Origin of the sequence: Cognatundibacterium luofuense (assembly GCF_018139685.1) — a bacterium.
GTDB lineage: Bacteria > Pseudomonadota > Gammaproteobacteria > Burkholderiales > Burkholderiaceae_D > Undibacterium > Undibacterium luofuense.
The window spans coordinates 1-26,780 of record NZ_JAGSPN010000020.1; the positions used below are offsets into that span (position 1 = coordinate 1).

Consider the following 26,780-nt stretch of genomic DNA (forward strand, 5'->3'; position numbering starts at 1 on the left):
TGGCGCCGGGATTAGGGCGTTTGATGGCGCCGTTCGAGAAATGCTGCACCTTCAGGCCAACGTCCAGCCCGTTGTCGAACACATAGCCGACACCGAGGTGATCGCCAAACTGGAACGCCGTTGAAAAACGGCGGCCGTTATTGTTATACACATGGCTGAACAAATGGACGCCAACGGCGGCTTCGCCGTACAGACTTTGCCATTGTTTTGCTGACTGACTCAGTACACCTGAGCTGCGTCAGTAATGCGGTTTGCTTGCTAAATGGCACAGCATAAAAGCTCACTGCCGAGGAATGAAAAGTGCTGAACGAACAGCACAGGAGTATGAAGGAATCAAAGAATCAAGACGATAACCTGTTACCGGATAATCGAAATACACGTACCAAAAACAAACCCGGCTAAAACCGGGTTTGTTTTACTCATCCTGATTCAGTACTCAGCAGATCAGGCTGTGCCTTCCCAGTAACGACGCGCTTTGGCAAATGCCTGAGCGCCGGTTTTTTTACCGATATCTTTACCTGCATTATTACCGTCGGCGAAGTGAATGCCGCCGTATAAGCGTGACATGCCGGCTTCTTCGGTGGCTTCCGTAAATGTTGCCCAGCTCAGTGTCAGCGGTGCAGCGGGTAAGCTGCTGTCGGCGATCAGTGAACGCGCCGGAGCCAGTTATTTTTTTGCTTTCGTCATTTGGAATTTAATAAACATCCTGGATGTTTAAATATATTTTTGTAAATCCTGTTGCAAATAAATTACTTTTTTCGCGAGCGTCGTGTATTCAATAATGAAATTGCTAAAATGAAATTTTCTTCTTAAATTATTAGCCTCGCAGAAGAGTCAGAAGATGAGTGGCGAAAATTGCCTGACAAATGGTGAAATTAGGCATAGCAAGATAAATTAAACTATGGATGTTGATCTCGGGAAAATGTAATTGGCTATGATGAATCGATCTCATGGATTTTCACTTATTGAAGTGCTGATTGCCGTATTCGTCGTTGCCATGGGCATCGTAGGCGCGGCAGGTTTGCAGCTTGCATCAATCCGAACCTCTCAGCAGAGTGGGTATCAATCAGCTGCAGTAGCCTTGGCAAATGAGCTTGCGGATAAAATGCGGGCAAATGATGCGCAAATGAGGCTAAGTGATTCTCAGAATCCGTTTTTGAAAATCAACTATAACAAAGCAACAGATCCAGCGCCGACAAAGCCAACACTCTGTTACACGGCAACTGCCAGTTGTGATGCAACTGCACTGGCAAACGCTGAAATTTACGAGTGGCTTATGCGTATGCGTGAAGCCTTGCCTGAGGGGCGGGTTGTAGTTTGTCGTGATTCTGCGCCATTTGACAGTACAAAGAAAATGCTGACGTGGACTTGCACTGCAGATACAAAAGCGGGCATCACGATAAAGATTGGCTGGAAAAGTAAAAATCCTGATGGTAGTTTCGTTCTTTCAGGTACTTCTGCTCCACCCGGAGTAGCCATTACTGTTGAGTCATATGTTCAATGAGTAGCGACATGACAAGTATTATTTTAAGGGTTCGTACCCAACAAGGCGTAACCATCGTTGAATTGCTGGTGTCAATTGCAATTGGGCTTCTTGTGGTTTTGTCGGCAACGGGTCTTGTTGCATCCACTAAGACACTATTTCAGGCACAAACTGAGGGAAAAGAAACGCAGGACACAGCACGCTTTGCGCTGGACAATATTGCGGCTTCTATTCGTCAGGCTGGCTATGTGAATTATGACTTTAATAATTCACCTCAAATTACACCTTCGACAGCAAGTGCAGATATTGCTGGCTTTGATGCAAACAGTGTATCCGCAACTTCGACGGATATTTCAACTCCGCTCGGAACTGCTGTGAACTTCAGTGATGTGCTCGCAGTTCGTTTTTTTGGGTCCGGTACCGGAGCCGGTGACGGTGTTGTGACTAATTGCGCGGGATTCCCAGTTCCTGCTCCGACATCAGCCAGTACAGCAGATCAGGACCGTGGCTGGAGTATTTATTATGTAGCAAATGATGCTAATGGTGAGCCGGAGTTGCTCTGTAAATATTACAACCCTGTTTCCGGGAAGTGGAGTGCACAATCCATTGTAAAGGGAGTGGAATCGTTTCAAGTCTTGTATGGAATTGATCGTAGCGATCCACCAGACGGAACCGTTAATCAGTATTTAAATGCAACTGCATTAAATGCACTGGATGCGGGAATTGTGCTTTCCGGAACGAATGCACAGGAGCGAGCGCAGGATCTGAATCGCAAGACTTTCTGGAAAAAAGTATCCACGATCAAAATCGCAATGTTAGTGCGCGGTAGTCAGAATGCTCGTACAGATACAACGTCTTCAAAATACGACCTGTTTGGTACGGACTACGCAAGTGTTAATGGTGGAAATGATAAAGGAACGACGATCCAGGAATCACAACTGCCAGCTCAAACACTAAATCGAATCAGAAAAATTTATGCGGCCACAGTGCAGGTTCGGAATCTTTGCTATATCGATAGTACTCGCGGAACTTGTGTTCCACCTCCCTGAAGAATGGTGAAACAGTGAAAAATATAATGAATCCGGTTTATATAGTTAAGCGTCGGCAACAAGGTGCCGCGTTGATCGTTTCTTTGATGATGCTGATTGTTGTATTAATTTTGAGTATTGCACTTGCGACGGTATCTTTGCAGGGTGAAAAAGCCTCACGCAGCGATCGTGACAGACAGATTGCTTTGATGGCAGCAGAGGCAGCTTTAAAAGATGCTGAAATGGATATCGACCCACAGGTTGCATTGGCAAACGGACGTGCAAATTTATTCGACCCAACATCAAACTTATACTTTGAAGCTGCTTGCGCGAGTGGTGATGGTAATGTCTATCAGGGATTATGTTTACCTTCATTAGCGGGACAAACTCCTGTCTGGTTTATTGCGAATATAGCTTCCGACGATTCGAGTTCGCCTTCAGTGAAGTTTGGTCGGTTTACCGGCCAGACAATGGTTACAGGGAAGGGATCTTTTCCTGCAAAACTTCCACGCTACATTATTGAGGCTGTTCAGGATCTTGAGGCAGGTCGCAAAGCTGACGAACAAACTAAATATTTATTTCGTATCACTGCCATAGGATTTGGGGCAAACGCAGATACACAAGTTGTCCTTCAGTCCTTTTACAGAAAAGCGGAACGGTCATGAGAACTATTTTGAAACGAACCACTGGTATTTTGGCTGGATTCATTATCGGCGGAATACATCTACTCTCCGCAGCGGCTCCACCGACCGTCAATTTAGCAACGACTCCTCTGTATTCGGGAGGTGGTAATGTCCGCCCCAATTTATTGCTTGATTTATCCGTCGAGTTTCCTACCGTAAAAGCGGCATACACGAATTCCAATGACTATAGTAAGCAGATTGAATATATTGGATACTTTAATACAAAAAAATGCTACCTGAACGGCACTTTCAAAACGTTCACAAAGGATAAAAGCGGGAATGCCATTACTGCGAAAACGGTAAGTGTCTCTGATATGAGCAATGGGTATTTTTATATATATAAAGATGCCGATGCGAACTACGAGTGTGGTGGCGATTCGTTTAGCGGCAATTTTTTAAACTGGGCATCATCCTCAGCTATTGACATGCTGCGCCTCGCCTTAACTGGCGGTGACAGAATTGTCGATACTGCGACTCAGACAGTTTTGCAGCGGGCATTTCTTTATAGTAGTTTCTATAATTCCGGTGGTTATTTCCCACGTAAGGTCGTGACCGCATCAGGAACCATGAGTGCGCCCAGCGCTGTTACACCTTATAACGTAACAACACTGTATGTGTTGAATTGTGATAATAAAATTTTATTTACTGATGTGAATAAAACTGGCAACTGTGGCACTCAGAGAACATATCCGTCTAATAATGCCACTTCAGACAGTTGGCTGGATATTTCAACTGACCGCGTACTTGGCGAGTTTCTTGTGCGCGTACAGGTATGTGATAGCAAAGAAAATAAAACCCGTACTGATTTATGTTTGCAATATCCTAATGGTAACTATAAACCAGTGGGTCAGATGCAGCGGAATCAGAACACTGTCCGTTACGGTGCATTCGGATATTTGATGGATAATGTGAATACCCGCTATGGTGGTGTTCTCCGTGCTCCGTTAAAGTATGTCGGGAATAAACAGTATCGTTCTTCGAACGGATTTGTTGAGGAAGTCAACGACCGGCCTGAATGGAATGAGAATACTGGAGTCTATGTCGATAATCCGGAGGGGGATAGTACCGGTAATAGTGGTGTTATTAACTACCTTAATAAATTCGGACGCACAGGAACTGCAGGCGTATATAAATCCTACGATCCTCTGAGCGAGCTGTTTTATGAAAGCATCCGCTATTTGCAAGGAAAAGCCCCAACGAGTAACGCAACTTCCGGTATGACGACGGCAATGCAGGATAATTTCCAGGTTATTCAGAGCTGGACAGATCCCATCGAAGCCTCATGCCAGAAAAATTATGTTATTGCTATTGGCGACGCTAATACGCACCAGGATACCTACATACCGGGTACAGCACGGACGGGGGCAGGGCGTGTGTTGCGCGCTGCTGAGGTCGCAACGTCACAGTGGCCGGCATTTGATGTTAGAGCTGCTACCCAAACAATTGCAGACATGGAGTCAAGTAGTGCTTCCGGAAACTCTGCGCCGGTTGCAAGTTTGGCGAATATGGCGACTGCTGGCACAGGATCCGGTGGTAGCGCCACTTTCTACATGGCTGGTGCCGCGTATTGGGCGCATGTCAATGACATCCGGTTTGATAAGCCAGTCAGAGTGAAGACTTTTACGATCGACGTCGATGAAAATGGTAATGGCTCGATTGATAATGCTACCCGGAGTGCAACCGCTCCACGCTTATCGCAACTGTATTTAACGGCAAAATACGGTGGTTTTGGTGACTTAAATCTGGATGGCAACCCATTCAAAACCTTTGATACCGACGGAAAGACGGTTATCGCGAACAACAAAGAGTGGGCTGCAGGTAACAACACCGATCCGGATAATTTCTTCCTTGCCAGCAATCCAAAGAAAATGATTGCTGCAATTACTGCTATTTTTCAGAACGTGACTTCGGCTGGTGGTACGGTTGCCGGTGTCGGTATCAGCTCAACCAGTGCCAGCGATAATCCATTTGTCTATGAGCCTGGATTCCGCTCTGATAAATGGTCCGGTAGTTTGCGCAAGCAGTCCGCTACAATTGCAAACCCCCCAACGATCTGGGACGCTGGCGTCATTTTGACGGGTGATCCGGTAACGAAAACGTCGCCTAGTCCGTTACCAGTGGATCGAAAGATTTATACGTCAAAAATTTCAACCGACGGATCTTTGAGTTTGCTGCCTTTCAACTGGTCTGGTGGTGCAAACTTCAGCTCAGTACACCAGACGGCGCTGAATACTGATCCGCACACAGGAAATCTTGATAATTTTGCTGCCGATCGTATCGCATATTTGCGTGGTGACCGGACACAGGAAATTACCAAAGATGGTGCGGGAGTTACACAAGGTAAATTCCGTCCTAGGGACAGCGTACTTGGTGATATTGTTAATAGCGCGCCTGTCTATTACGGCGCTCCTGCTAAGAATGTTTCTGGCGCCGGCTACTCGACTTTCTACGAAGCAAATAAAAGCCGTAAAAAAGCAGTTTATGTCGGAGCAAATGACGGCATGTTGCACGCATTTGATGCGGACAGTGGTGTTGAGTTATTTGCTTATGTTCCTAACACACTCTTATCTAAAATTTCTAATCTGACCGATCCGTACTACAGCCATCAGTCTTTCGTAGATGGACGTATTTCTATCCGCGAGGCGCAGGTTCGTGGAGTGTGGAAAACGTTGCTGGTTTCGGGATTTGGGCCAGGCGCAAAAGGTGTTTTTGCACTCGATGTTACCAATCCGGATAATTTTTCCGGTGGACTTGGTGCGCTGTGGGAATTTAATGAAAAAATCGATAAAGATATGGGGTATGTCGTCGCACCGCCGCTAATTGCCAAATTCAGAACCGGTGGTACGACAGCGAACCCTCAATTTACCAATTTCGTTGTAATTTCGAGCGGCTATAACAACTATGACTCAGATGCAACTGCAACAGGGGCGCAGGCATTATTCTTGCTTTCTCTGGATAAGCGATCATCCGATCCTTGGGTACTTGGAACAAATTACTTTAAGCTCGTAACACCGATTAAAGATACGACCAAGAAAAATGGTCTTGGTGCACCAAATGTTGTGTATGGGCCGAATGGCGCTGTTTCATATGCATATGCAGGTGACCTGCAAGGGAATATGTGGCGTTTTGACTTTACGTCCGGTAATCTGAGTACGGCAATCACTTCGAATAAACCTGTATTTACCGCTAAGACTTCAGGAGGTGTAACCCAGCCGATTACCGTGCAGCCGCAGATTGTATTTGCACCTGGTGGTGGTTATATTTTGCTGTTCGGAACGGGCAAGTATTTGGAGAGCTTTGACGCCACGCCTGCGAATTACATCACCAATTCGTATTATGCAATTCTGGATACAACATACGATGCTGATGCGGTAGCGAGCCGGTCTGAGCTGGAGGCGAGGACACCGACAACGTCCGGTAACGGCTTCCAGATCAGCGGTGCTAACTTTACTTACGGTGTGGGGGCCGGTACGAAAAAAGGCTGGTATATGGATTTTTATAATTCCCAGTCTACCGGCGAGAGGGTGCATCACACCCTGACAAGCGCACTCGCAGGAAATTACCTGTTCTTTAATACATTGATTCTCAGTAATGACCCATGTTCCGGAGGCAGCGGGCGCAAGTATGCTGTTGATGTGCTGACGGGACTGAATTCAGACGTGACTGGCACTCTGTCGACGATCGGCTTACTTACATCCCCAATCGTCATTAATATCAGTACAAGCGCCGCAAGCAGGAACAGCACCGGTGCCCGAAAAGTAACTACAAAAATCTCGGTGCGGACAGCCGGTACAGGAAATTCTTCCGGTACGACCAGTGAAAATTCTTCAGCGGCTGACGCTGTAACGCGTGCAGGCCGAATCAGTTGGCAGGAAATTCGTAACTGGCAGGAATTGAAAAAAACAATGACCAGCACATCCGGTACCTGATATACAAAGGATAAAAAGAGATGAAAAAACAGTTGGGCTTCACAATGATTGAGTTGATGATCGTGTTGGTGGTGATCTCAATTCTGGCTGCATTTGCGTTTCCGTCATATCGGGATAGTGTGCGTAAATCAAATCGTGCTCAGGCAAAAACGGCGCTCATGCGCTTGATGCAGCAGCAGGAGCAGTACTTTACGCAAAACAATTCCTATATTGTGTTCTCGCAGTCATCGACAGACGCGGCAGAAAAGAAATTTAACTGGTTCTCTGGAGATACTGCAGGCACCAGCTATTACGAAATCAAAGGAGAGGCTTGTACCGGTGACACGATCCAGAATTGCGTGATGCTGACAGCAACGCCGGGGACTGCAAATGTGATGTCCGGATACACTGATCCGGTCTGCGGTAACCTTACACTGACCAGCACCGGCATAAAGGGATACAGCAGTACTTCAGGTTCGAAAGAGCTGTGCTGGTAATACGATGAAAAAGGTAAAGCATATGCGTGAGCGCGGCTTTTCAATGGTTGAGCTGATGGTGGTGGTAGCTATCTCTGGCATTCTGATGGCGCTGGCGATGCCTGCTTACCGGGATTTTATTGACCGTCAGCAAATGCAGGCTGCTGCCCTGGAATTTTATGCTGCAGTGAATCTGACACGTGCCGAAGCAATCAAGCGTGGTGACCAGGTAACGATGACAGCAGCTGATGGAGCTGACTGGAAGTCGGGCTGGATGATCTTTCTGGATGCCAATAACAATTTGAGGCGTGACGGAGGTGAGCAGATTATTATGACGCATGATGCACTGCCGACTAAGCTTACGGTTGCAAGTGCATTTACAGATACGGCAGCACCCTATATTTCCTATACTGGTAATGGTCGCAGCCGGACCAAAGCAAGTGTAATGCAGCCACAGGCAGGAACAGTCAGTTTCACTGCGGTAAATATGACCCGCCGAATAAAAGTAAACTTTCTCGGGCGCGCGAGGATGTGTGATCCTGATAAAGATTTAACCTGTGATGCAACAGCATCGGGTGGGTAAATCCTGTTTTTACTACCTTTTCTGGTAAAATTTCGCCTTATTGAAAAAATAACCAATTTGTCATCGGTCAGGCATTTGCTGCCATGCTGGACAAAATATTGTTGTTTTCAAATCCAAATAAACGTGATTGTCAGGCATTAGCATATAAATGCAATACGGGTATGTTTTTTCGTTGCATTGTCATATGATTTCCCTATGATAGAAACGTTCAACTGATAGACAGAAGGCAAACGGCACAGCTGCAATGGTATGTGCCCCGTTCTGTGAAGTATGCGCCGGAACAGGACGAAATTGAAACAGAGATTATGATTGAAAAATTAAAAAAAGCAGGTGAGGCTTCCGTTCCTAAGCACATCGCTATCATCATGGATGGAAACGGGCGATGGGCAACCAAGCGGTTCCTGCCTCGTTTTGCCGGTCATGCGAAAGGTGTCAAATCTGTACATCGCGTCGTGGAAGCCTGCGTTAATCGTGGCGTCCAGTACCTGACTTTGTTTGCGTTCAGCTCAGAAAACTGGAAGCGTCCGGAAGAAGAAGTCTCTTTACTGATGCAATTGTTTCGTAAAGTACTCGTCAACGAAATTCGCAAGATGAATGAAAACAACATTCGTCTCAAGGTGATCGGTGACTTATCGCGCTTTGACAAAGACCTGCAGGCGCTGGTTGATATGGCTGAGTCGCAGACAGCGTCGAATACCGGCCTTACCCTGACGATTTGCGCTAATTACGGTGGTCGCTGGGATATGGCGAATGCTTGCCGTCGCCTGATGAATGAAGGCTACCGTCCTGAAGATATAACGGAAGAGTTATTGTCCAGCCGGCTCGCAATGGCGTACGCGCCTGATCCGGATATGCTGATCAGAACCGGCGGCGAAGCCCGTATTTCGAATTTCCTGTTGTGGCAGGCTGCTTACTCAGAGTTTTACTTTACTGAAACCTACTGGCCGGATTTTGACGGTGATGCACTGGATGAGGCGATCGCTTCATTCCAGAAACGTGAGCGTCGTTTTGGTAAAACAAGTGAACAAGTAAAAGCTTCCTGAGGAGAATGCCTTGAAGGTCGTGGTTCCTGTGATTTTGTCAGGTGGATCGGGAACGCGGCTGTGGCCACTGTCCCGCGCCGGTTTTCCTAAGCAGTTTCTGAGTTTCGACGGAACGTTCAGCTTGTTTCAGCTGGCCGTGAAACGTTTGTGTGCCATCAGTATGGATGGCGTCCGCATTGCGGATCCGGTGATTGTGGCTAATGAAGAACATCGTTTCATCATTCAGGATCAGCTGAAAGCGATTGGTGTTGAGCGCTTTGATATTATTCCCGAGCCAGCCGGCAGAAATACCGCGCCTGCATTAACGCTGGCAACGCTGCGCGCCGCGCAGGGTGAGGCAGATCCACTGTGTTTTGCCGTTCCTGCTGATCAGCAAATTCCTGATCAGCAAGCATTCCAGTCAGCGGTTCACGCTGCAATATCGGCAACAGATCAGTTTTCCATCATGACATTGGGCATTCGTCCCGACAGGCCGGAAACCGGATTTGGTTACATCCGGTTTGTGCCGGAATCCGGCGATCAGCCACTGCATGCATCCGCTGTGAGTCAGTTTGTCGAAAAGCCTGACCAGACAACGGCAGAAGCCTATGTACAAAGCGGGCATTATCTCTGGAACAGCGGCATGTTCATTCTCCGTGCCGGCAAGTGGCTGGATGCACTGAAACGTTTCCGCCCTGATATTGCTGAGGCAGTTGTCAAATCCTGGGATGCGCATACACAGGATGGCTGCTTTTTACGCCCGGATGCTGCGTTGTTCAGGCAGTGTCCGTCAGAGTCGATTGATTATGCGGTCATCGAGCCATGCGCTGCTGCCGGTGATTCGATAGGTGTGGTTCCGCTGGATGCCGGCTGGAGTGATCTGGGCGCCTGGAATGCCGTATGGCAAACCGGCAATCAGGATGCGCAGCGCAATGTTTGCCGGGGCGATGTGATTGCACTGGATACGACAGGCTCTTTGCTGCATTCGACTGGCCGTATGCTGGCTGTCGTTGGTTTGCGGGATATGGTTGTCGTTGAAACGCCGGATGCGGTACTGGTTGCGCCGCTGGAAAAAAGTCAGGCGGTCAAAGATGTGGTCAGTATTCTGCAGCAGCAACAACGGCCGGAAGCTGTCACGCAGCGTCAGGTACACCGTCCGTGGGGCTGGTATATGTCCGTGGATGAAGATAGCCGCTTCAAGGTGAAGCGCATCATGGTGAAACCAGGTGCCAGTCTGAGTCTGCAAATGCATCATCACCGTGCAGAGCACTGGATTGTGGTGAAGGGAACCGCAGAAATTACCTGTGGCGAGCAGGTTTCATTGTTCACCGAAAATCAGTCAACCTATATTCCACTGGGAATGAAGCACCGTTTGCGTAATCCGGGTACGATCTCTTTGGAGATCATCGAAGTACAATCCGGCAGTTATCTGGGTGAAGATGATATTGTCCGTTTTGAAGACACATATGGCCGCGCACAGTAAAATCGCGTAGTGTGCGGATTCCGCGAAGAAGCAGAGCCTCCTGACCAGGAGGCTTTTTTCTGTCCGGTATTCTGATGCTTGTTGTGCAGATATTTTTTAGGAAGCTGGTCTGAATTGAGAAATATTATTTATCTGGTTATCGTGCAAGGGGCGATTTATCTGGCGCCGTTGCTGATGTTGCCGTACCTTACCCGCTTACTGCCAGTTGCAGATTTTGCGGCGATGTTTGCGGCACAAGCGTTCGTACAGTATTTTGTGCTGGTGACGGATTATGGCTTTACGATTACTGCAACACGCAACATTGTCTTTGCCAGAGATGATCAGCAACAGATTTCGCGAATTTACTCGGCAACGATGTCAGCGAAAATGCTGCTGGCTGCAGGTAGTATGCTGGTATGCCTGTTGCTGACACTGCTGGTTCCGGCATTGCGACTGAATCCTGTGATTACGATCGCATGCATGATCGGCATTCTGGGAAATGCCTTGTTTCCGATGTGGCTGTTACAGGGACTGGAGAGAATGAAGCATCTGGCGTTGATTACCGCAGTGTCCAGATTTCTGCCATTACCAGTTTTGTTACTGCTGGTGACCCGTCCTGATCAAGTCGTTCTTGCTGCTCTGGTGGTAAACAGTCCGGCAGCGATCGGGGCAGTTTTCGGTTTGCTGTATGTGCGCAAGCACAGACTCGCGGTCTGGCATCGTGTGGAATGGGCAGCTATCCGGCATCAGCTAACGGAGGGCTGGGCGGCGTTTATCGGTGGCATGGCAACCAGCTTTTACACGACCATGAATGTATTGCTGCTGAATGGCTTCAGCACGCCGCAACAAGTCAGTTACTTCAATGCCAGCGACAAAATCCGCTCAGCGGCACAGGGCTTTATTCAGCCTGTGGCAGCAGCCTTGTTCCCGAAATTTTCGTTGCTTGCTCAGAAACCTGATACAGCCCAGCTGCGTAAGTTAATGATCATGGGTAGCGTTGTGATGTTGCTGTTGCAACTGGCGGGCGGACTGGTGATGTATTTTGGCGCAGAGCTTATTGCCCGCTATTATCTGGGGCCCGGTTTTGTTGATGCCGCATGGTATCTGCGTTCACTGGCTTTCCTGCCGCTGGTAATTGCTGTTGCAACGATATTGTCGCAATGGCGTTTGCTGGCCTGCGGCGAGAGCAAAGCCCTGAGCAAGATCTATATTCTGGCAGGGCCTCTGCATTTGTTGTACGCGGCATGGATGACCCGTGAATGGGGCGCGCCCGGACTGGTGCTGAGTTTGTTCATCACAGAGGTTGGCATAACGCTGGCGATGTTTGTGCTGACCCGATATAAGCGGATACCGCTGTACTGATGTAAAAGAAGGTGTTTTGTGAAAAAAACAATTGATATTGCGCTGGCCAGTTATAACGGTGCTTCCTACATTCGTGAACAACTGGAATCCATTCTTCGGATGGAAACCGGCAGTGACGCCTGCACACTCCGATACATCATTGTGTCCGATAATGGATCACGTGACGAAACAGCCGCAATCGTCACAGAAATGGCTGCCATCTATCCGCAAATCAGATTGGTGACTGAGCAGCGCAAAGGCGTGATCGCCAATTTTAATCGTGCAATCAGTGAGTCTGATGCTGACTACGTCATGCTGTCTGATCAGGATGATGTCTGGCTGCCGGAAAAACTGACCGTAACAATAAACCAGATGCTGAATCAGGAAAAACAGTCGCCCGGCTTGCCGGTACTGGTGTTCACCGATTTGCGTGTGGTTGATGCAGCGTTGAATACGATAGCACCGTCGTTTTTCGGGTTTCAGAAAGTTAGTCCGGCTGATTATGCGAAACCTGAACGCATGGCTGTTTATAACATCGCGCCGGGTTGCACCATGATGCTCAATCGTGCCTTACTGCAAACGGCGATGCCTGTGCCGGAAACTTGTTATATGCATGACTGGTGGTTTGTACATGCTGCGGCAATTTATGGGCGTCTGGCCTGGCTGGATCAGCAAACCATGCTGTACCGTCAGCATGCCAATAATCAGGTCGGTGCAAGGCATTCCGGTTTCTGGGAAAAATTCTTCTCACCGGTTGCCAAATTTCGCGAAGCACATAAGAATTTTTCGAATGCATCACGACATTGTGCTGAACTGAAAAAACGATATCCCGGTATGCCGGAGCCATTCCGAACATCAGTATTTTTTGTCGCGGATTTCTTTCAGTTAACGCGCTGGGATCGTTTGCAAGGTCTGCGCAGACGCTTTGCGCAGGCGCCAACGAAGGGTGGTGCGTTGTTACTGCTTCTGGTGGCGTTGCTGGGCTGAGTGAATTCTGTTGATTGTGCCGATTTGTAAAATCAGGCACTCCAGAGCGCCACTGTTTTCGCGGACAACCCTGATTTTTTCTGCGGATTTCGTCATTTCAGCCGTTTTTTGACGTTTTCCGGCATTCTGTGTATCTGCGCAGCGCAAGCTGACATTGCTGTGACAATTACTAAGGGCATGGCTGGAGCCGGAAAGTCTGATTTACGTTAGACTTGCGGGATTCGATGGAGAACCGCATGAGAATCACAGAAGACCTAATCCGCCAGACCCTTTCCGCTCAGATTGATCCGAATACCGGAACTGACTACGTATCCGCAAAAAATGTCCGCCAGATCAGCGTGACAGCCGATGGCGATATCAGCGTCCGCATCGTGCTGGGCTATCCGGCAAACAGCCAGCTCGTACCCTTATCCGAGCAAATTCGCTCCGCACTGGCTGCATTGCCAGGTGCTGGCAAAGTAGATGTGCAGATGACATTTGAAGTCGTTGCGCACGTGGTGCAGCGCGGCGTGAAAGTTATGCCGAATGTGAAAAATATTATTGCTGTCGCCTCCGGTAAGGGCGGAGTCGGCAAATCCACCACCGCCGCCAATCTGGCGCTGGCACTGGCTGCCGAAGGTGCAGCGGTTGGTTTGCTGGATGCCGATATTTACGGCCCTTCCCAGCCGATGATGATGGGTATCAGCGGACAGCCGGAAACCACGGACGGCAAAACCATGGAACCGATGGAAAACCACGGCATTCAGGTCTCGTCGATCGGCTTTATGATTGATCCGGATGAGCCTATGGTCTGGCGCGGTCCGCTGGTACAGCAAGCCTTGCAGCAATTGCTGACACAAACGAACTGGCGCAATCTGGATTACCTGATTATTGATATGCCGCCAGGCACCGGCGATGTGCAACTGACCCTGTCGCAAAAAGTGCCGGTTACCGGTGCGGTGATCGTGACCACACCGCAGGATGTGGCTTTGCTGGATGCGCGTAAAGGCTTGCGCATGTTTGAGAAAGTCGATATCCCGATTCTCGGCGTGGTCGAAAACATGAGCATGCATATCTGCAGCAATTGCGGCCATGCGGAACATATTTTCGGTCAGGGCGGCGCAGAAAAAATGTGCGCAGATTTCGGTGTGGACTTCCTCGGCTCGCTGCCACTGAATCTGCAAATTCGTGAACAGGCCGATGCAGGCAAGCCGACGGTTGTTGCGGAACCGGATGGTCAGGTCGCGGCGATTTATAAAGCGATTGCCAGAAAAGTAGCAGTACGTGTCGCGCAAAAAGCGAAAGACATGTCACTGAAATTCCCGACCATCACCGTGCAGAATACCTGATGACAGAACAGGATCAACACTGGCTGCAGCATGCAGTCAGGCTGGCGGAGCGGGCAGGGATCGAAACTTCGCCGAATCCGCGCGTCGGCTGCGTGATCGTCCGGCAGGGACAAGTCCTGGGCGAAGGCTGGACGCAGCCTGTCGGGCAGGCGCATGCCGAAGTGCAGGCTTTACGCGATGCGCAGCAGCATGGACATGATGTGCGCGGCGCGACTGCCTACGTTTCGCTGGAGCCTTGCAGTCATTTCGGGCGAACACCGCCCTGTGCATTCGGTTTGCGCGATGCCGGTATCGCAAGGGTGGTGGCTGCTGCCGGCGATGCGAATCCGCTGGTATCCGGCAAAGGATTTGCCATTCTGCGCGATGCCGGTATCGATGTACTGGCTGAGCCTGATCCGGCGCTCGCGCAGCAGGTCAGAGAAATGAATATCGGTTTTTTTCACCGGATGAAAACCGGCTTACCCTGGGTTCGTTTAAAGATGGCAGCCAGTCTGGATGGTCGCACGGCTTTACCAAACGGACAAAGTCAGTGGATTACCAGTCCGGCGGCACGGGAAGACGGGCACCGCTGGCGTGCGCGTGCTGACGTGATACTGACCGGTATCGGCACGGTGCTTGCGGATAACCCGCAACTGAATGTGCGCGGCATCGATATTCCTCGCCAGCCGCCAAAATGGGTGATCGATTCCGGGTTCCGCACACCATTGCAGGCCGGTGTGATGCAGGGTGCTGCGCTGACGGTGGTCGGTGCATCAGATAATCCGCAGCGACTTGCACTGCAGAATGCGGGTGTGCAGACTTTGCTGATGCCCGGTGCCGCTGGCAAAGTCGATTTGCAGGAAGTGATTCAGGTGCTGGGAAGTCAGCAATGCAATGAGGTGCATGTGGAGGCGGGCGCTGCACTGTCCGGCGCGCTTGTACATGAAGGGCTGGTTAATGAAATCCTGTTGTACATGGCTCCCAAATTTCTCGGTGCCGGAGCTGGTGTGCTGGCATTGCCGGAAATGCAGCATGTGAATCAGGCCAGAATGTGGCAGATACACGATACGCTGCAGATCGGTCGGGATATCCGCTTGTGCCTGCGGTGAAAGTCAGCCGCGAAACATACATAAAAAAGCAGACAGTTTTCCGGTCTGCTTTTTTATTTTGTGTGCTATGAAGGAGTAATTCGTCTGAATGGCATGAGGGCACGAGTGGCCAAGATAGTTAGGCTACGTATTTGCGTGCGCATAAAAGGAAAAAGGCCTCATTGCGAACAATGAGGCCTTATTCTGGTCGGAGTACAAGGATTCGAACCTTGGACCCTCTGCTCCCAAAGCAGATGCGCTACCGGGCTGCGCTACACTCCGAAAAACTGTCATTCACTGTTTGTTTTCACATTCAGTTATTGCTTATGACTAAGCAGGTATTCTGGTCGGAGTACAAGGATTCGAACCTTGGACCCTCTGCTCCCAAAGCAGATGCGCTACCGGGCTGCGCTACACTCCGAAGACCGAAATAATATCCCTATAGGGGGTTGATGTCAATAGTTGCTGTGTTTTCTGCATTTTGCTGCGGTAGAAAAAGTTGCTGATCTGAATGAAATTCGCGTAAATCCCCATTCAGCGGATCGGTAAAGCGTATGGTTTTCGCCAGCAACTGCAGCGGCTTCGCAAAATCATCGCTGCCTGCGGGTAAGGGCGATGGATAAAAACCATCATGCAGAATCGGGCAGCCCAGCGCATTCATATGTACCCTGAGCTGGTGGCGTTTGCCCGTTACCGGGGACAGTTCGTAAATAGCCCATTTGTCATCATGGCCCAGCGTACGCAAATGCGTTTCTGTATTCGGCTCGCCTTCGGTTTCTTCCATAACAAAAAAGCGCGGACTTTCCACGATGCGGCTGCGGCGTATGCAGGGCGTTTCCAGTACCGGAAGATAGCGGGCGACTGCATGGTAAGTCTTTTGCATAGTTTTCGCCTGAAACATGGCCTGATATTTGCCGCGCGTGTCCGGATTGACCGAAAACAGGATCACGCCGGCGGTTTCGCGGTCCAGCCGGTGTAAAGGCGTGAGCTGGCTGAGCCCGGTGCGCTGTTTCAGTCTGACCAGCAGGGTTTCGCGCAGGTACTGGCCGCCCGGTGTGACCGGCAGGAAATGCGGTTTATCGGCGACCAGTAAATGTTCATCCTGATACAGAATCTGTTCCTGAAAAGGAATGTGTGGCTCCGCGGGAACTTCGCGGTAGTAAAAAATACACATGCCACGCCGGACGATGCTGTCAGCTTGCAATTTGTCACCGGTTTGGGTGACGACTTCCTGCTTCGCCAGTCTTTCCTGCCAGATGCCGGCCGGAACGTCCGGAAATTGCTGTGCCAGAAACTGGTGCAGCGGGAGCGGGGCGATTTCCGGTATCCAGATATAACTGGGGGAAACGCCGTCACGGTCGGGAAGCGGGGCGGGCAGGGCTTGCATACGATCAGTCAGAATTCGGAGTCGGTGCTGATGTTAACACGGCGCGCCGCTTCATCGTTGCCGCGCGGCTGTGTTGTCGTGGTATGCGCTGATCGAACGCGGTAAAATGGCAGCTTTCATTGATACTTTGGCGGCAGCAGGAAACTGACTGTCGTTTTCACAGATATGACAGTTCGTACCCGTTTTGCTCCTAGTCCCACCGGTTATCTGCACATTGGTGGCGCCCGCACAGCCCTTTTCAGCTGGGCGCTTGCGCGTCATTTTGGCGGCACTTTCGTTTTGCGTATTGAAGATACCGATCTGGAGCGTTCCACGCCGGAAGCGGTGCAGGCGATTCTGGACGGCATGAACTGGCTGGGTTTGCAGCATGACGAAGGTCCTTTCTACCAGATGCAGCGCATGGATCGTTATCGCGAAGTGCTGGCGCAGATGCTGGAAAAAGGTCAGGCTTACTACTGCTATTCTTCGCCGGAAGAAGTGGAAGCGATGCGTGAGCGTCAGCGTGCCGCCGGTGAAAAGCCGCGTTACGACGGCACCTGGCGTCCGGAAGAGGGTAAGACTCTGTCACCGGTGCCTGCTGACCGCAAGCCGGTGATCCGCTTTAAAAATCCGCTGGATGGCGATGTGACCTGGAATGATCTGGTCAAAGGCCCGATCACGATCAGTAACCGCGAGCTGGATGATCTGGTGATTGCGCGTCCTGACGGTACGCCAACCTACAATTTCTGCGTGGCGATTGATGACTGGGATATGGAAATCACCCATGTGCTGCGTGGTGATGATCACGTCAACAATACACCGCGTCAGCTGAATATTCTGAATGCACTCGGTGCCAAACTGCCGCTGTATGGTCACGTACCGATGATTCTGGGCCCGGATGGTCAGAAGTTGTCCAAGCGCCGCAATGCGGTCAGTGTCATGGATTATGCTGACAAAGGTTATCTGCCGGAAGCGATGCTGAACTATCTGGCACGTTTGGGCTGGAGTCATGGAGATGATGAGATTTTCTCAATGGAGCAAATGTGCAGCTGGTTCGATATGACGCATTTGTCCGGCTCGGCATCGCAATTCAATCCGGAAAAACTGGACTGGGTGAATAATCATTACATCAAGGCGGCGGACAATGCACGTCTGGCAGATCTGATTCGTCCGAATATGCTGGCAGCAGGTGCGCAGTTCGATGGCGCGCCGGATCTGGCACAAGTCATCGCATTGCTGAAAGACCGCACCAATACGCTGGTGGAACTGGCAGATGCAGCGATGCTGTTCTACCGCACACCAGCTGCGGAAGCGGAATTGCTGAATCAGCATCTGACCGATGCGATTAAACCGGCGCTGGCGGCGTATGTGGAAGCACTGCGTACCGTCGAGTGGGATAAAGCGGCGATTTCTGCTGCGATGAAGGCCGTGCTGGCAGCGCATTCGCTGAAAATGCCACAGCTGGCGATGCCGATGCGTTTGCTGCTGACTGGTCAGCTGCAAACGCCGTCGATCGATGCGGTGATTGCATTGTTTGGTCGCGAATGCGTACTGGCGCGCCTGACTGCGTATTAAGAACTGCTGAGATCTGCAGGCGCAGGACTTTACAAAACAGCGTTTGGTCTCTATAATCTCGTTTCTGTTCTGCACGGGGGTATAGCTCAGCTGGGAGAGCGCTTGCATGGCATGCAAGAGGTCAGCGGTTCGATCCCGCTTACCTCCACCAACAGAATAGAGTAAGTCCTGAGTCCCCATCGTCTAGAGGCCTAGGACACCACCCTTTCACGGTGGGTACAGGGGTTCGAATCCCCTTGGGGACGCCAGTTAAATGGTCAGATTCAGGATTTTATAGGTCAGTAGTAACGGACAGATTTTATGTCCCCATCGTCTAGAGGCCTAGGACACCACCCTTTCACGGTGGGTACAGGGGTTCGAATCCCCTTGGGGACGCCAGTAAAAAGCGTTTGTTATACTTAGTCGGACAGACGTTTCTGTCCCCATCGTCTAGAGGCCTAGGACACCACCCTTTCACGGTGGGTACAGGGGTTCGAATCCCCTTGGGGACGCCAAATAAAAAAGCCTGCACTTGTTGCAGGCTTTTTGCTTTTCTGTTGCTGTTTCCTTCGCTTTTTGCTCCGGTTTTTTTGCCTTTTTCTGACGCTTGGGTTTCGTGCATGATCCCGGCATATTCCGGTAGATTCCCGCCTTTGCTCGTCGTTATGCGGGCGGATTTTTTTAATGCTGCTGATCTGCCTGATCACGGCTGCACCGCATGATCTGCTTCAGGAAGTTTTTGCATGATTTCTTGTGGCTACCAGTGGTTTGCCATGCTGGCAATCGTACGCAACACCGCTGAAACGGATATTTGCTGCCGTGCTGACTTCAGTCTGTTAACTTTTATCAGTTATCAGGCATCAGATATCGACGGACATCTCTCTTTTATCAGACCACTTTTTCTGAAGCATCCGGCTTGCGCAATTCCGGTTGTTCTGAGCGGTTCGCTGACGCTGACATGATGCAGAAATCCGCATCCGGCATTTTTGCAGGCCCTGACTTTTCGCCGACGACCGCAAGGGTGCTGTGCTGAACACCGCATTTGAGCCTAATTTTGGCCTTTGACGGCATTCAGGCGGACTGCAATCGTTCAGCAGAGGAAATGGAGCCGGGAGTGGCGGGGGAAGTGCTGCAGAACTTACAGAAGAAAGTGCAGAAAAAAGTGCAGAAGAATGCGCAGCAAAATCCTGTACGCCTGAAATCTGTATTTATGCAAAACAGAAGCAGCTTATTTCAAGAAGGCAGATGCCAGCCGGTCGCGGCTGGCGACCGGACTCAGGAACTGCTGCCGCAACTACTGCCACAGCTGCTACCACAGCTACTTCCGCAACTGCTGATACTGCTGCTGGTATCGGCGCAGTGTGCATCACTGCTGCCTGCATCTATGGGTTTGCAATGCGTATCGTCGGTGATCGCTGTGCCTGCACCTGCGCCGCTACCGAACGCCAGCGGTGCGGCCAGATCGGATGACCCCGTGTCATGGCGGCGTCGCTGTTCATCCCGCGCTTTCTGATGATCATCTGCGCTGATCCAGCCTTGCTGAAAATACCAGTCATGTGTCAGTGTTTCCGGCTTGCGCGGCATGCCGCCGGAGCAACCGTAAGCGTCGATTGCCTGCCAGTACACTGCACCCTGACTGGCGTAGTAAGCGTAGCCACCGGGCATATTCAGCCGCTGGTCCAGCGTGAATAAGCCAGGAATACGTGCAGACCATGCGGGCATGCCTTCCAGATGCCGCGCTGCCAATAGCGTGGCGGCCACCGCGGCATCGATACCGCCGGGCATGTTGTCATCGGCGATATGCGGGATATCGCGTCCGTACCAGTTAGCGCAGAACTGTTGCAGTTGCATTGGTGAGAAGCGCAGCCAGGCATGCCAGACCGAATCAGCGGCGCGTGAAGGCAGGGCGCAGGCGTGCGGACTGTGGCGTACGCAGGCGAAAAATTGCAGCAAGCCTTCCGCCGCCTGCCAGAAAAAATGCGGGTCTTGCGGAATGCCGGGAAATTCGTGATGCGCGGTATCGGTCCAGTATTGCAGCAGACCGGTGGGCAGAGTGCGCAATTGCGGACGGTAGCGCGAATTGCGTAAAAACTTCCGGGCGCGGTACTGTTGAATGCGAGCCCTGAAGGCTTGAATCAGCATAGTGTCTCCTCGTGGGAAGTCATTGTGAATGCTGAAACCAGTATAACGAAGGACTTTTTTCTTGCTATGACGGAAACTACTTATGCCTGTCGCCAGTTCGCGACAGGCAGGCAAATTTGCCGCAGACAGTGGCGATCTGTTTTCGCCTCAGGTCAGGCAGGGCGGATGGTTCAGGCCGTATTCCAGCCGCTCTAAAAACTGATGAATATGGTAGGCATCTGCCAGTCCGTGATGCGCAAAGGTGGCGACTGGCAGAACCAGTTTGCCATCGCGCTGATGCAGTTTGCCAACTGATACTTTCGGTACGCTGTCCGGAAAACCGCTGTGATGGGCATGGGTCAGACCTTCAAATGCCACCCACGGAATCGCAGAAAAATGAATCACATCCTGCCGCTGGCATTCTTCATTGAAGCATAAACCGCTGGCGCTGATCACGGCTTGCATGGCCGGTTCTGCATTGGCGCGGAATTTCTGAAAATCCGGATCAAACTGCACAGGGCAAAAACCAAAACTGTGATCCGGCCTGCCTATGGTGGTGTTGGCATGGATACGGTCATATTGCACGACCTGATCGCCTTCGATACGGTAACGCAGGTTGTCACAGGCATTTACCGCAATCAGGGTTTGATGCAGATAGTGCAGAAAAAAGGAAATGCCGTGTTCGCGGCAATAACGATAGGCGGGTTCGCAGGGAACCTGTGTCGTCAGGCTGTGCATCGGGCTGGACATGCGGCCGAAAAAAGCAAAATGTTCGCGCCGTGCCCACGCGTCTTGTTGTATCAGGGTTTTCATAAAAAAGGGGAGTGCAACACACTCCCCGGATGATACTGCAGTGCAGCCTGCCTGGTTTAAGGCAAATCAGCGTAATGCGGCAATCATTTGTTCCAGCTTGCGGGTATCTGCGCAGAAAGCACGGATACCTTCGGACAGTTTTTCAGTCGCCATTGCATCTTCATTCAGCGCAAAGCGGAAAGCGGCTTCACTGACGTCGATGCGGCTGATGTCGGCGGCCTGTGCATTGGCGGCGTTCAGGCGTGGTGTGACTTCCGATTCGGTATCCGCCAGTTTTTGCAGCAGATCCGGGCTGATGGTCAGCAGATCGCAACCGGCCAGTTCCAGAATTTGTGATGTGTTACGGAAACTTGCACCCATGACTTCGGTTTTGTAGCCGAATTTGCGGTAGTAGTTGTAAATACGGCTCACAGACTGCACGCCCGGATCATCGGAACCGGTATATTCCTGACCGGTTTTGGCTTTGTACCAGTCGTAAATGCGGCCCACAAACGGAGAAATCAGTTGCGCACCGGCTTCCGCGCAGGCGACGGCCTGTGCCAGACAGAACAACAGCGTCATGTTGCAGCGGATACCTTCTTTTTCCAGAATTTCCGCAGCACGGATGCCTTCCCATGTCGAGGCGATTTTGATCAGCACTTTTTCACGTGGAATACCGGCGGCTTCGTACAGCGCGATCAGCTGGCGGCCTTTGGCAACGGTCGCTTCGGTATCGAACGACAGGCGTGCATCGGTTTCGGTGGAAACGCGGCCCGGGATTTCCTGCAGAATGCGCTGACCGAAAGCCACCAGCAAATGATCGATGATTTCTTCGGTGCTGGCGCCCGCGTGTTCACGCACAGCCTGTTCCAGCAAATGCTGGTATTCCGGTTTTTGTACGGCTTTCAGAATCAGCGACGGATTGGTCGTTGCATCACGCGGTGTATAGGCTTTAATCGCTTGAAAATCACCGGTATCCGCGACGACGATGGTATGTTGTTTGAGTTGTTCGAGTTGATTCATATTAACGTCCAAGTGAGGAAGGCAGAACCCGTACAGCGGGTTCCCCGGATGTCAGCGCACCGATCACGGTGGCATGGCTGAAACCTTGTTGATGAAATAATGCTAACACATCCTGCGTTGCTTCCGGCGCACAACTGACCAGTAAGCCGCCGGAAGTCTGCGGATCGGTCAGAATTGCCCGTTGGGCCGCGCTGATGAGCTCGTTGAGTTGCACCTGATGGCCGTAAGCCTGCCAGTTACGACCGGAAGCGCCGGTCACAATGCCTTGTTCAGCAAACGCGGCGATGCCGGGCAATAAAGGCAACGCATCAAAGGCAATATCTGCCGCCAGACCGGAGCCACGGCAAATTTCGAGTAAGTGCCCGCACAGGCCGAAACCGGTCACATCGGTGAGTGCATGCACACCGGACAGGTCGGATAAATGCTGGCCCGGACGGTTTAACTGGGTAGTAGTCGCGATCATTGCGGCATAACTGGCATCGTCCAGCATTTGTTTTTTCAGCGCAGCGGACAAAATACCGACACCCAGCGGTTTGCTGAGGATTAACTGATCACCGGCTCTGGCATCGGCATTGCGGCGTATGTGGTCAGGATGGGCAATTCCCATCACCACCAGACCGTAAATCGGTTCGACCGAATCAATGGTATGACCACCGGCAATCGGAATGCCCGCATCGGCGCAGACAGTTTGTCCGCCGCGCAGAATCTCACCGATCATTTCATGCGGTAACTGGTTGACCGGCATGCCGACAATCGCCAGCGCCATGATCGGTGTGCCGCCCATCGCATACACATCGGAAATGGCATTGGTGGCGGCGATACGACCGAAATCAAACGGGTCGTCCACCACCGGCATAAAGAAGTCAGTGGTCGCTATCAGTGCCTGCTCATCATTTAAACGGTACACCGCTGCGTCATCGCTGGTTTCGATGCCAACCATCAGTTGCGGCGGCACCGGAAACTGGCCGGATTTTTTCAGAATATCGGACAACACGCCGGGTGCAATTTTGCAGCCGCAACCGCCGCCGTGCGACAGCGACGTCAGGCGAACCGGATAACTGGCAGTGAGTGTGCTCATAGTCTGTTGTTCTTGCAGAAAAAAGAATCCCGATTATACGCTTCGCCTGTGACAGCTATTTCACAAAACGCCGGATGATGTCCCGAAAATCATGTGGTCTTGCCACTAAACCGTGTTGAAGCTTACTGATCAGTGCAGGGGAAGCTTTCCAGTATAAAAAAAGCAGCGCGGGGGAAGTTCGGGAAATGCTGATATGCAGTATTCGTCAGACCCTATGTCCGGAGCGCCAGCGTTTCTGCGGACGTCCGTGATTTTCTGTGCCGTAGTCCGCATTTGAGGCAGTTCGGGAGCGTCAGGCAACAAAAAAGCGGCCCGCAGGCCGCTTTTGAGGAGACTGGTGAAGATCCTGCGTCAGGATATCACCGTGTCAGCAATTACTCACCGCTGAAACGACGCTGGGAGTCGCGACGCTGACCGTAGCCACCGTTGCCGCCCTCACGACGCTGGCCGTAAGCGCTGCCACCTTCGCGGCGCTGACCACCAAAGCTGCTGCCGCCTTCACGACGCTGACCGTAGCCTGCGCGTTCACCGCGTTCGCTGCGTTCCTGACCGCCGCCGAAGCCGCGCTGACCACCGTTACCGGCAGCTGCTGCGCCTGCACCGGCACCGAAAGAACGCTGACCACCGTAAGAGCTGCCATTGCCCGCACCGGCGCCTGCGCCGAACGAACGCTGACCGCTACGGCCACCGGAAGAACTGCCGCTGCGTGGCTTACCCCGGCCTTCGCCTGGTTTCCAGCCTGGTTTGCGGTTGCCGCGTGCGGCTGCCGGTGCGCGTTGTGGCTCGTAGCCTTCAATCACATCGACCGGAATGGTTTGTTTTGTGAAACGCTCGATACGGCGTACATGCAGACTTTCTGCGTGGTTCACCAGAGAAACCGCGATACCTTTACGGCCTGCACGACCGGTACGGCCGATACGGTGAACGTAGTCTTCTGCAAATTTCGGCAGATCGTAGTTGAATACGTGGGTGATGCCCGGAACGTCGATACCACGGGCTGCAACGTCAGTTGCTACCAGTACACGTACCTGACCATTGCGCATTGCAGACAGGGTACGGTTACGTGCGCCCTGATGCATGTCGCCATGCAGTGCTGCAGCAGCGAAACCAGCGATGTTCAGACGGTCAGCGATACCATCGGCATCACGTTTAGTCGCGGTGAACACCACAGCCTGATCAATTGCTGTATCACGCAGCAGATGGTCCAGCATACGGTTTTTGTGCAGCAGATCGTCCACATAGTGCACGCGCTGTTCAATGTTTTCGTGTTTGGTTGCAGAGCTGGCGATCTGAATGATCAGCGGCTCATTGGTAATACGTTTTGCCATGTTACCGACTACGCCGTCCAGTGTTGCGGAGAACAGCATGGTCTGACGTGTTGTTGGTGTAGCTGCAACGATTTTTTCGATATCGTCGATGAAACCCATGTCCAGCATACGGTCTGCTTCGTCCAGAACCAGCATTTGCAGTTCGGAGAAGTCGATTTTGCCGGATTCCATATGGTCGATCAGACGACCCGGTGTTGCCACCAGAATTTCAGGATTGCGTGACAGCAATTGCATTTGTTTCGGGTAAGGCATACCACCCAGAATCGATACAGCGCGCAGACGGCGTGTGTGGGCACTGTATTTATCGGTTGCAGTTGTTACTTGCAGCGCCAGTTCACGTGTTGGTGTCAGCACCAGCATTTTTGGTTTTGCTGCAGTAAAGCGTGGGCGGTCACCGCGAGCGCGCGCAGCCTGACGTTCCTGATTCGGGGTACGTGGAGCCGGTGCAACTTCAGCAGTTGCCAGTTTGTGCAGAGCAGGCAGCATGAATGCTGCGGTTTTACCGGAACCAGTCTGGGAAGAAACCATCAGGTCACGGCCTTCAATCGCGGCCGGAATCGCTTGTTGCTGTACCGGGGTAGGCTGGGTGTAGCCAGCGTCAGTCAGGGCGCGAATGATGTTCGCGTGCAAACCAAGTGCTTCAAAACTCATGAAAAACTTTCAAAAAATAATTTAACGCAATGCCGTCGGACACGCGCAAACATGCAGCGTCAAGCAAACGAAATGACCAAAGAAAGTTCCACTGGAACGACAATGAATTTCGGCACAAAAGCTTTGCGCCGGGAAGATGTCTACAGCAAAAATGCTGACATGCAGGGCGGAGGGCTTTTAGGTTGCGCCACCAGCTAGGCGGGCGAGGGCTTGCGATGCTACTGATTTATGCAAACTGCTTTATTGCAGTGCAAAAACGGAATAATACAGCATTTCCCTGATTTTCGCAGGAAAATTTCAGGAGAAGCGCAAAATAAGGCATTATCCTTCGCGCTTACACTGGCGCTGCCAGACAAATTCTGCTTTGCCTTGCGGATTGAAGCGGAATTGCTGCTGCAAAAATCCCTGACCGAACAGACTCAGTACCTGATCGTAGTAGGCGTCTGGTCGTATGCCCTGCGCCTGTATGCGCAGCATTTGCTGGCGCAGCACACTCTGATGTCCGCCGGCTTTCAGAAACGGCAGCAGTGCCGCAGAAAATCCTGTTGAACCTGCGCCTTTCGGTTCTCCGCTGTGAACATCAACATATTCCGGCGGATAGCCGAGTTTGCCGGTCAGTTCTGCCATCGGTTGCCATAATTTGAGCAGACGGCTGCGGTCAGTATCCTGTTCATGCAGCATACCGGCCCATAAATACACGCGGATCGCGTTATAGCCGCCCATGCCTTTTTCCGCGCCTTGTAAGTCAGGGCTGAAACTGGCGGTTTGCTGCGCTGTGGTCTGATAAATTACCCAGTCCGGACTGAAACCGCGCGGCGCGGTTTGCAGTAACAATAAGCGCGACGCGTTCAGCATGTGCTGCCAGCGCGTATCGCCGGTGCTGATCGCCAGCCAGCGCAATAATTGCAAGGGCACATAGCTGGGATTCAGTTTCCAGCGTTGTTCAACCAGATCGAAACCCAGCGGCGCGGGTAACAGACTCAGCCCCAGCCCCGGCAGTTCGCGGCTTTCTTCACGCAAAATACGCTGTGCCAGCAATTGTCCGGCTGCGTTATATGCGGGTTGCTGCCAGACTTCGCCGGCCAGTATCAGTGTGTAGGCGATCCATACATCGGCATCGGACGCCGCGTTCGGATCGATCACCCCCCAGCTCTGATCGGCGCGCTGACCCCATTGCCATGCAGGCAGATGCAAAGTCAGATCACCACCTGCCAGATTGTTGGCCGTCCAGCGCAGTAATTTTGCGAAGCTGTCTTTATCGTTGGCAGCCAGCGCAAAAAACATCGCATAGGCTTGCCCTTCGGATACGGTGTGATGCACCGGCGTGCTGTGATCAACAACGCGCCCGTCGTCGCTGACAAAGGTCTGACGGAACTGTTCCCATTGCGGCCAGTTGCATTGCGCATGCGCAGCGGGGATGACAGTCAGACTGATCAGTGCGCCGCAAATGCAGCGTAACAGGCGTTTCTTGGTAAGCATCAGGATTTTCAGAGTCCGGT

Annotated in this window: 24 protein-coding genes and 6 tRNA genes; 19 read left to right on the forward strand and 11 right to left on the reverse strand. The window is 51.5% G+C overall.

Annotated features, from left to right (window positions below; translation table 11 throughout):
• The coding region (locus KDM89_RS18630; RefSeq protein ID WP_212689464.1) for an acyloxyacyl hydrolase at positions 1-223 on the reverse strand (223 nt) is incomplete at its 3' end.
• Between the two features lie 221 nt (positions 224-444).
• Entirely contained in the window at positions 445-567 is a 123-nt protein-coding gene (locus tag KDM89_RS22760) for a hypothetical protein (protein ID WP_268977890.1), read from the reverse strand.
• A 367-nt stretch (positions 568-934) separates the two neighbouring features.
• Here KDM89_RS22760 and pilV point away from each other — a divergent pair, with 367 nt between their 5' ends.
• The 12 genes from pilV (at position 935) to ribD (ending at position 15,389) form a co-directional block, all read left to right on the forward strand.
• Positions 935-1,504 carry a type IV pilus modification protein PilV gene (pilV, locus tag KDM89_RS18635; RefSeq protein ID WP_212689437.1) on the forward strand — a complete coding sequence of 190 codons (570 nt, stop codon included), beginning with the start codon at positions 935-937 and terminating at the stop codon, positions 1,502-1,504.
• Positions 1,505-1,512: 8 nt separating this feature from the next.
• The gene (locus tag KDM89_RS18640; protein ID WP_212689438.1) at positions 1,513-2,532 is read left to right on the forward strand and encodes a PilW family protein; all 1,020 of its coding nucleotides are present in this window, start codon (positions 1,513-1,515) and stop codon (positions 2,530-2,532) included.
• A 26-nt stretch (positions 2,533-2,558) separates the two neighbouring features.
• Positions 2,559-3,176: a pilus assembly PilX family protein gene (locus tag KDM89_RS18645; protein WP_212689439.1), complete on the forward strand. Its 618-nt coding sequence runs from the start codon at positions 2,559-2,561 to the stop codon at positions 3,174-3,176.
• The gene (locus tag KDM89_RS18650; protein ID WP_212689440.1) at positions 3,173-7,123 is read left to right on the forward strand and encodes a pilus assembly protein; all 3,951 of its coding nucleotides are present in this window, start codon (positions 3,173-3,175) and stop codon (positions 7,121-7,123) included. The genes KDM89_RS18645 and KDM89_RS18650 overlap by 4 nt, the downstream gene beginning before the upstream one ends.
• Before the next feature lie 20 nt (positions 7,124-7,143).
• Positions 7,144-7,599: a type IV pilin protein gene (locus KDM89_RS18655; RefSeq protein WP_212689441.1), complete on the forward strand. Its 456-nt coding sequence runs from the start codon at positions 7,144-7,146 to the stop codon at positions 7,597-7,599.
• Between the two features lie 4 nt (positions 7,600-7,603).
• Positions 7,604-8,161 (forward strand): GspH/FimT family pseudopilin, encoded by a 558-nt coding sequence (locus KDM89_RS18660; protein ID WP_212689442.1) that lies wholly within the window; start codon positions 7,604-7,606, stop codon positions 8,159-8,161.
• A gap of 305 nt (positions 8,162-8,466) precedes the next feature.
• Positions 8,467-9,204: an isoprenyl transferase gene (locus tag KDM89_RS18665; protein ID WP_212689443.1), complete on the forward strand. Its 738-nt coding sequence runs from the start codon at positions 8,467-8,469 to the stop codon at positions 9,202-9,204.
• A 19-nt stretch (positions 9,205-9,223) separates the two neighbouring features.
• Positions 9,224-10,666 (forward strand): mannose-1-phosphate guanylyltransferase/mannose-6-phosphate isomerase, encoded by a 1,443-nt coding sequence (locus KDM89_RS18670; protein WP_329604695.1) that lies wholly within the window; start codon positions 9,224-9,226, stop codon positions 10,664-10,666.
• A gap of 114 nt (positions 10,667-10,780) precedes the next feature.
• Positions 10,781-12,007 (forward strand): oligosaccharide flippase family protein, encoded by a 1,227-nt coding sequence (locus tag KDM89_RS18675; protein ID WP_212689445.1) that lies wholly within the window; start codon positions 10,781-10,783, stop codon positions 12,005-12,007.
• Positions 12,008-12,025: 18 nt separating this feature from the next.
• Positions 12,026-12,973 (forward strand): glycosyltransferase family 2 protein, encoded by a 948-nt coding sequence (locus KDM89_RS18680; RefSeq protein ID WP_212689446.1) that lies wholly within the window; start codon positions 12,026-12,028, stop codon positions 12,971-12,973.
• Positions 12,974-13,209: 236 nt separating this feature from the next.
• Positions 13,210-14,301 (forward strand): iron-sulfur cluster carrier protein ApbC, encoded by a 1,092-nt coding sequence (gene apbC, locus KDM89_RS18685; protein WP_212689447.1) that lies wholly within the window; start codon positions 13,210-13,212, stop codon positions 14,299-14,301.
• Positions 14,298-15,389 carry a bifunctional diaminohydroxyphosphoribosylaminopyrimidine deaminase/5-amino-6-(5-phosphoribosylamino)uracil reductase RibD gene (gene ribD, locus KDM89_RS18690; RefSeq protein WP_438947531.1) on the forward strand — a complete coding sequence of 364 codons (1,092 nt, stop codon included), beginning with the start codon at positions 14,298-14,300 and terminating at the stop codon, positions 15,387-15,389. The genes apbC and ribD overlap by 4 nt, the downstream gene beginning before the upstream one ends.
• 184 nt (positions 15,390-15,573) lie before the next feature.
• Here ribD and KDM89_RS18695 read toward each other — a convergent pair.
• From KDM89_RS18695 to KDM89_RS18705, 3 genes are all read right to left on the reverse strand, one after another.
• A tRNA-Pro gene (locus KDM89_RS18695) sits at positions 15,574-15,650 on the reverse strand.
• Between the two features lie 62 nt (positions 15,651-15,712).
• Positions 15,713-15,789 (reverse strand) — tRNA-Pro (locus KDM89_RS18700).
• 18 nt (positions 15,790-15,807) lie between these two features.
• The gene (locus KDM89_RS18705) at positions 15,808-16,755 is read right to left on the reverse strand and encodes a pseudouridine synthase (protein ID WP_212689449.1); all 948 of its coding nucleotides are present in this window, start codon (positions 16,753-16,755) and stop codon (positions 15,808-15,810) included.
• Between the two features lie 165 nt (positions 16,756-16,920).
• Between KDM89_RS18705 and gltX the strand changes: the two genes are divergently transcribed.
• The 6 genes from gltX (at position 16,921) to KDM89_RS18735 (ending at position 19,250) form a co-directional block, all read left to right on the forward strand.
• The gene (gltX, locus tag KDM89_RS18710) at positions 16,921-18,309 is read left to right on the forward strand and encodes a glutamate--tRNA ligase (protein WP_212689450.1); all 1,389 of its coding nucleotides are present in this window, start codon (positions 16,921-16,923) and stop codon (positions 18,307-18,309) included.
• A gap of 75 nt (positions 18,310-18,384) precedes the next feature.
• Positions 18,385-18,460, forward strand: a tRNA-Ala gene (locus KDM89_RS18715).
• 21 nt (positions 18,461-18,481) lie between these two features.
• Positions 18,482-18,557, forward strand: a tRNA-Glu gene (locus KDM89_RS18720).
• Positions 18,558-18,611: 54 nt separating this feature from the next.
• Positions 18,612-18,687, forward strand: a tRNA-Glu gene (locus tag KDM89_RS18725).
• 40 nt (positions 18,688-18,727) lie between these two features.
• Positions 18,728-18,803, forward strand: a tRNA-Glu gene (locus KDM89_RS18730).
• A 228-nt stretch (positions 18,804-19,031) separates the two neighbouring features.
• The gene (locus KDM89_RS18735) at positions 19,032-19,250 is read left to right on the forward strand and encodes a hypothetical protein (RefSeq protein WP_212689451.1); all 219 of its coding nucleotides are present in this window, start codon (positions 19,032-19,034) and stop codon (positions 19,248-19,250) included.
• 313 nt (positions 19,251-19,563) lie between these two features.
• Here KDM89_RS18735 and KDM89_RS18740 read toward each other — a convergent pair whose 3' ends face one another.
• The 5 genes from KDM89_RS18740 to KDM89_RS18760 all read right to left on the reverse strand — a co-directional run bounded on the left by KDM89_RS18740 (position 19,564) and on the right by KDM89_RS18760 (position 25,281).
• Entirely contained in the window at positions 19,564-20,430 is an 867-nt protein-coding gene (locus KDM89_RS18740; RefSeq protein WP_212689452.1) for a hypothetical protein, read from the reverse strand.
• Positions 20,431-20,577: 147 nt separating this feature from the next.
• The gene (locus KDM89_RS18745; protein WP_212689453.1) at positions 20,578-21,222 is read right to left on the reverse strand and encodes a CatA-like O-acetyltransferase; all 645 of its coding nucleotides are present in this window, start codon (positions 21,220-21,222) and stop codon (positions 20,578-20,580) included.
• A gap of 66 nt (positions 21,223-21,288) precedes the next feature.
• Complete coding sequence (gene tal / locus KDM89_RS18750) at positions 21,289-22,224, reverse strand: transaldolase (protein ID WP_189359141.1); 936 nt, start codon at positions 22,222-22,224, stop codon at positions 21,289-21,291.
• A gap of 1 nt (position 22,225) precedes the next feature.
• Positions 22,226-23,302 (reverse strand): selenide, water dikinase SelD, encoded by a 1,077-nt coding sequence (gene selD, locus KDM89_RS18755; RefSeq protein WP_212689454.1) that lies wholly within the window; start codon positions 23,300-23,302, stop codon positions 22,226-22,228.
• Positions 23,303-23,676: 374 nt separating this feature from the next.
• The gene (locus tag KDM89_RS18760) at positions 23,677-25,281 is read right to left on the reverse strand and encodes a DEAD/DEAH box helicase (RefSeq protein ID WP_212689455.1); all 1,605 of its coding nucleotides are present in this window, start codon (positions 25,279-25,281) and stop codon (positions 23,677-23,679) included.
• Positions 25,282-25,353: 72 nt separating this feature from the next.
• Here KDM89_RS18760 and KDM89_RS22765 point away from each other — a divergent pair, with 72 nt between their 5' ends.
• Entirely contained in the window at positions 25,354-25,479 is a 126-nt protein-coding gene (locus KDM89_RS22765; protein ID WP_268977891.1) for a hypothetical protein, read from the forward strand.
• A gap of 123 nt (positions 25,480-25,602) precedes the next feature.
• On the opposite strand, the gene bcsZ is transcribed toward KDM89_RS22765, so the two are convergent.
• Positions 25,603-26,760, reverse strand: a complete 1,158-nt coding sequence (gene bcsZ, locus KDM89_RS18765; protein ID WP_212689456.1) for a cellulose synthase complex periplasmic endoglucanase BcsZ — start codon at positions 26,758-26,760, stop codon at positions 25,603-25,605.
• Between the last annotated feature and the right edge of the window lie 20 nt (positions 26,761-26,780).

Excerpts from the sequence above, each read along its gene's own strand:
- bcsZ (WP_212689456.1), bottom strand. The coding sequence starts at position 26,760 with ATGCTTACCAAGAAACGCCTGTTACGCTGCATTTGCGGCGCACTGATC.
- KDM89_RS18705 (WP_212689449.1), bottom strand. The coding sequence starts at position 16,755 with ATGCAAGCCCTGCCCGCCCCGCTTCCCGACCGTGACGGCGTTTCCCCC.
- apbC (WP_212689447.1), top strand. The coding sequence starts at position 13,210 with ATGAGAATCACAGAAGACCTAATCCGCCAGACCCTTTCCGCTCAGATT.
- KDM89_RS18745 (WP_212689453.1), bottom strand. The coding sequence starts at position 21,222 with ATGAAAACCCTGATACAACAAGACGCGTGGGCACGGCGCGAACATTTT.
- KDM89_RS18655 (WP_212689441.1), top strand. The coding sequence starts at position 7,144 with ATGAAAAAACAGTTGGGCTTCACAATGATTGAGTTGATGATCGTGTTG.
- KDM89_RS18760 (WP_212689455.1), bottom strand. The coding sequence starts at position 25,281 with ATGAGTTTTGAAGCACTTGGTTTGCACGCGAACATCATTCGCGCCCTG.
- gltX (WP_212689450.1), top strand. The coding sequence starts at position 16,921 with ATGACAGTTCGTACCCGTTTTGCTCCTAGTCCCACCGGTTATCTGCAC.
- KDM89_RS22765 (WP_268977891.1), top strand. The coding sequence starts at position 25,354 with ATGACCAAAGAAAGTTCCACTGGAACGACAATGAATTTCGGCACAAAA.
- KDM89_RS18645 (WP_212689439.1), top strand. The coding sequence starts at position 2,559 with ATGAATCCGGTTTATATAGTTAAGCGTCGGCAACAAGGTGCCGCGTTG.
- KDM89_RS18650 (WP_212689440.1), top strand. The coding sequence starts at position 3,173 with ATGAGAACTATTTTGAAACGAACCACTGGTATTTTGGCTGGATTCATT.
- KDM89_RS22760 (WP_268977890.1), bottom strand. The coding sequence starts at position 567 with ATGTCACGCTTATACGGCGGCATTCACTTCGCCGACGGTAATAATGCA.
- tal (WP_189359141.1), bottom strand. The coding sequence starts at position 22,224 with ATGAATCAACTCGAACAACTCAAACAACATACCATCGTCGTCGCGGAT.
- KDM89_RS18740 (WP_212689452.1), bottom strand. The coding sequence starts at position 20,430 with ATGCTGATTCAAGCCTTCAGGGCTCGCATTCAACAGTACCGCGCCCGG.
- KDM89_RS18660 (WP_212689442.1), top strand. The coding sequence starts at position 7,604 with ATGAAAAAGGTAAAGCATATGCGTGAGCGCGGCTTTTCAATGGTTGAG.
- KDM89_RS18665 (WP_212689443.1), top strand. The coding sequence starts at position 8,467 with ATGATTGAAAAATTAAAAAAAGCAGGTGAGGCTTCCGTTCCTAAGCAC.
- KDM89_RS18735 (WP_212689451.1), top strand. The coding sequence starts at position 19,032 with ATGATTTCTTGTGGCTACCAGTGGTTTGCCATGCTGGCAATCGTACGC.
- selD (WP_212689454.1), bottom strand. The coding sequence starts at position 23,302 with ATGAGCACACTCACTGCCAGTTATCCGGTTCGCCTGACGTCGCTGTCG.
- KDM89_RS18640 (WP_212689438.1), top strand. The coding sequence starts at position 1,513 with ATGACAAGTATTATTTTAAGGGTTCGTACCCAACAAGGCGTAACCATC.
- pilV (WP_212689437.1), top strand. The coding sequence starts at position 935 with ATGATGAATCGATCTCATGGATTTTCACTTATTGAAGTGCTGATTGCC.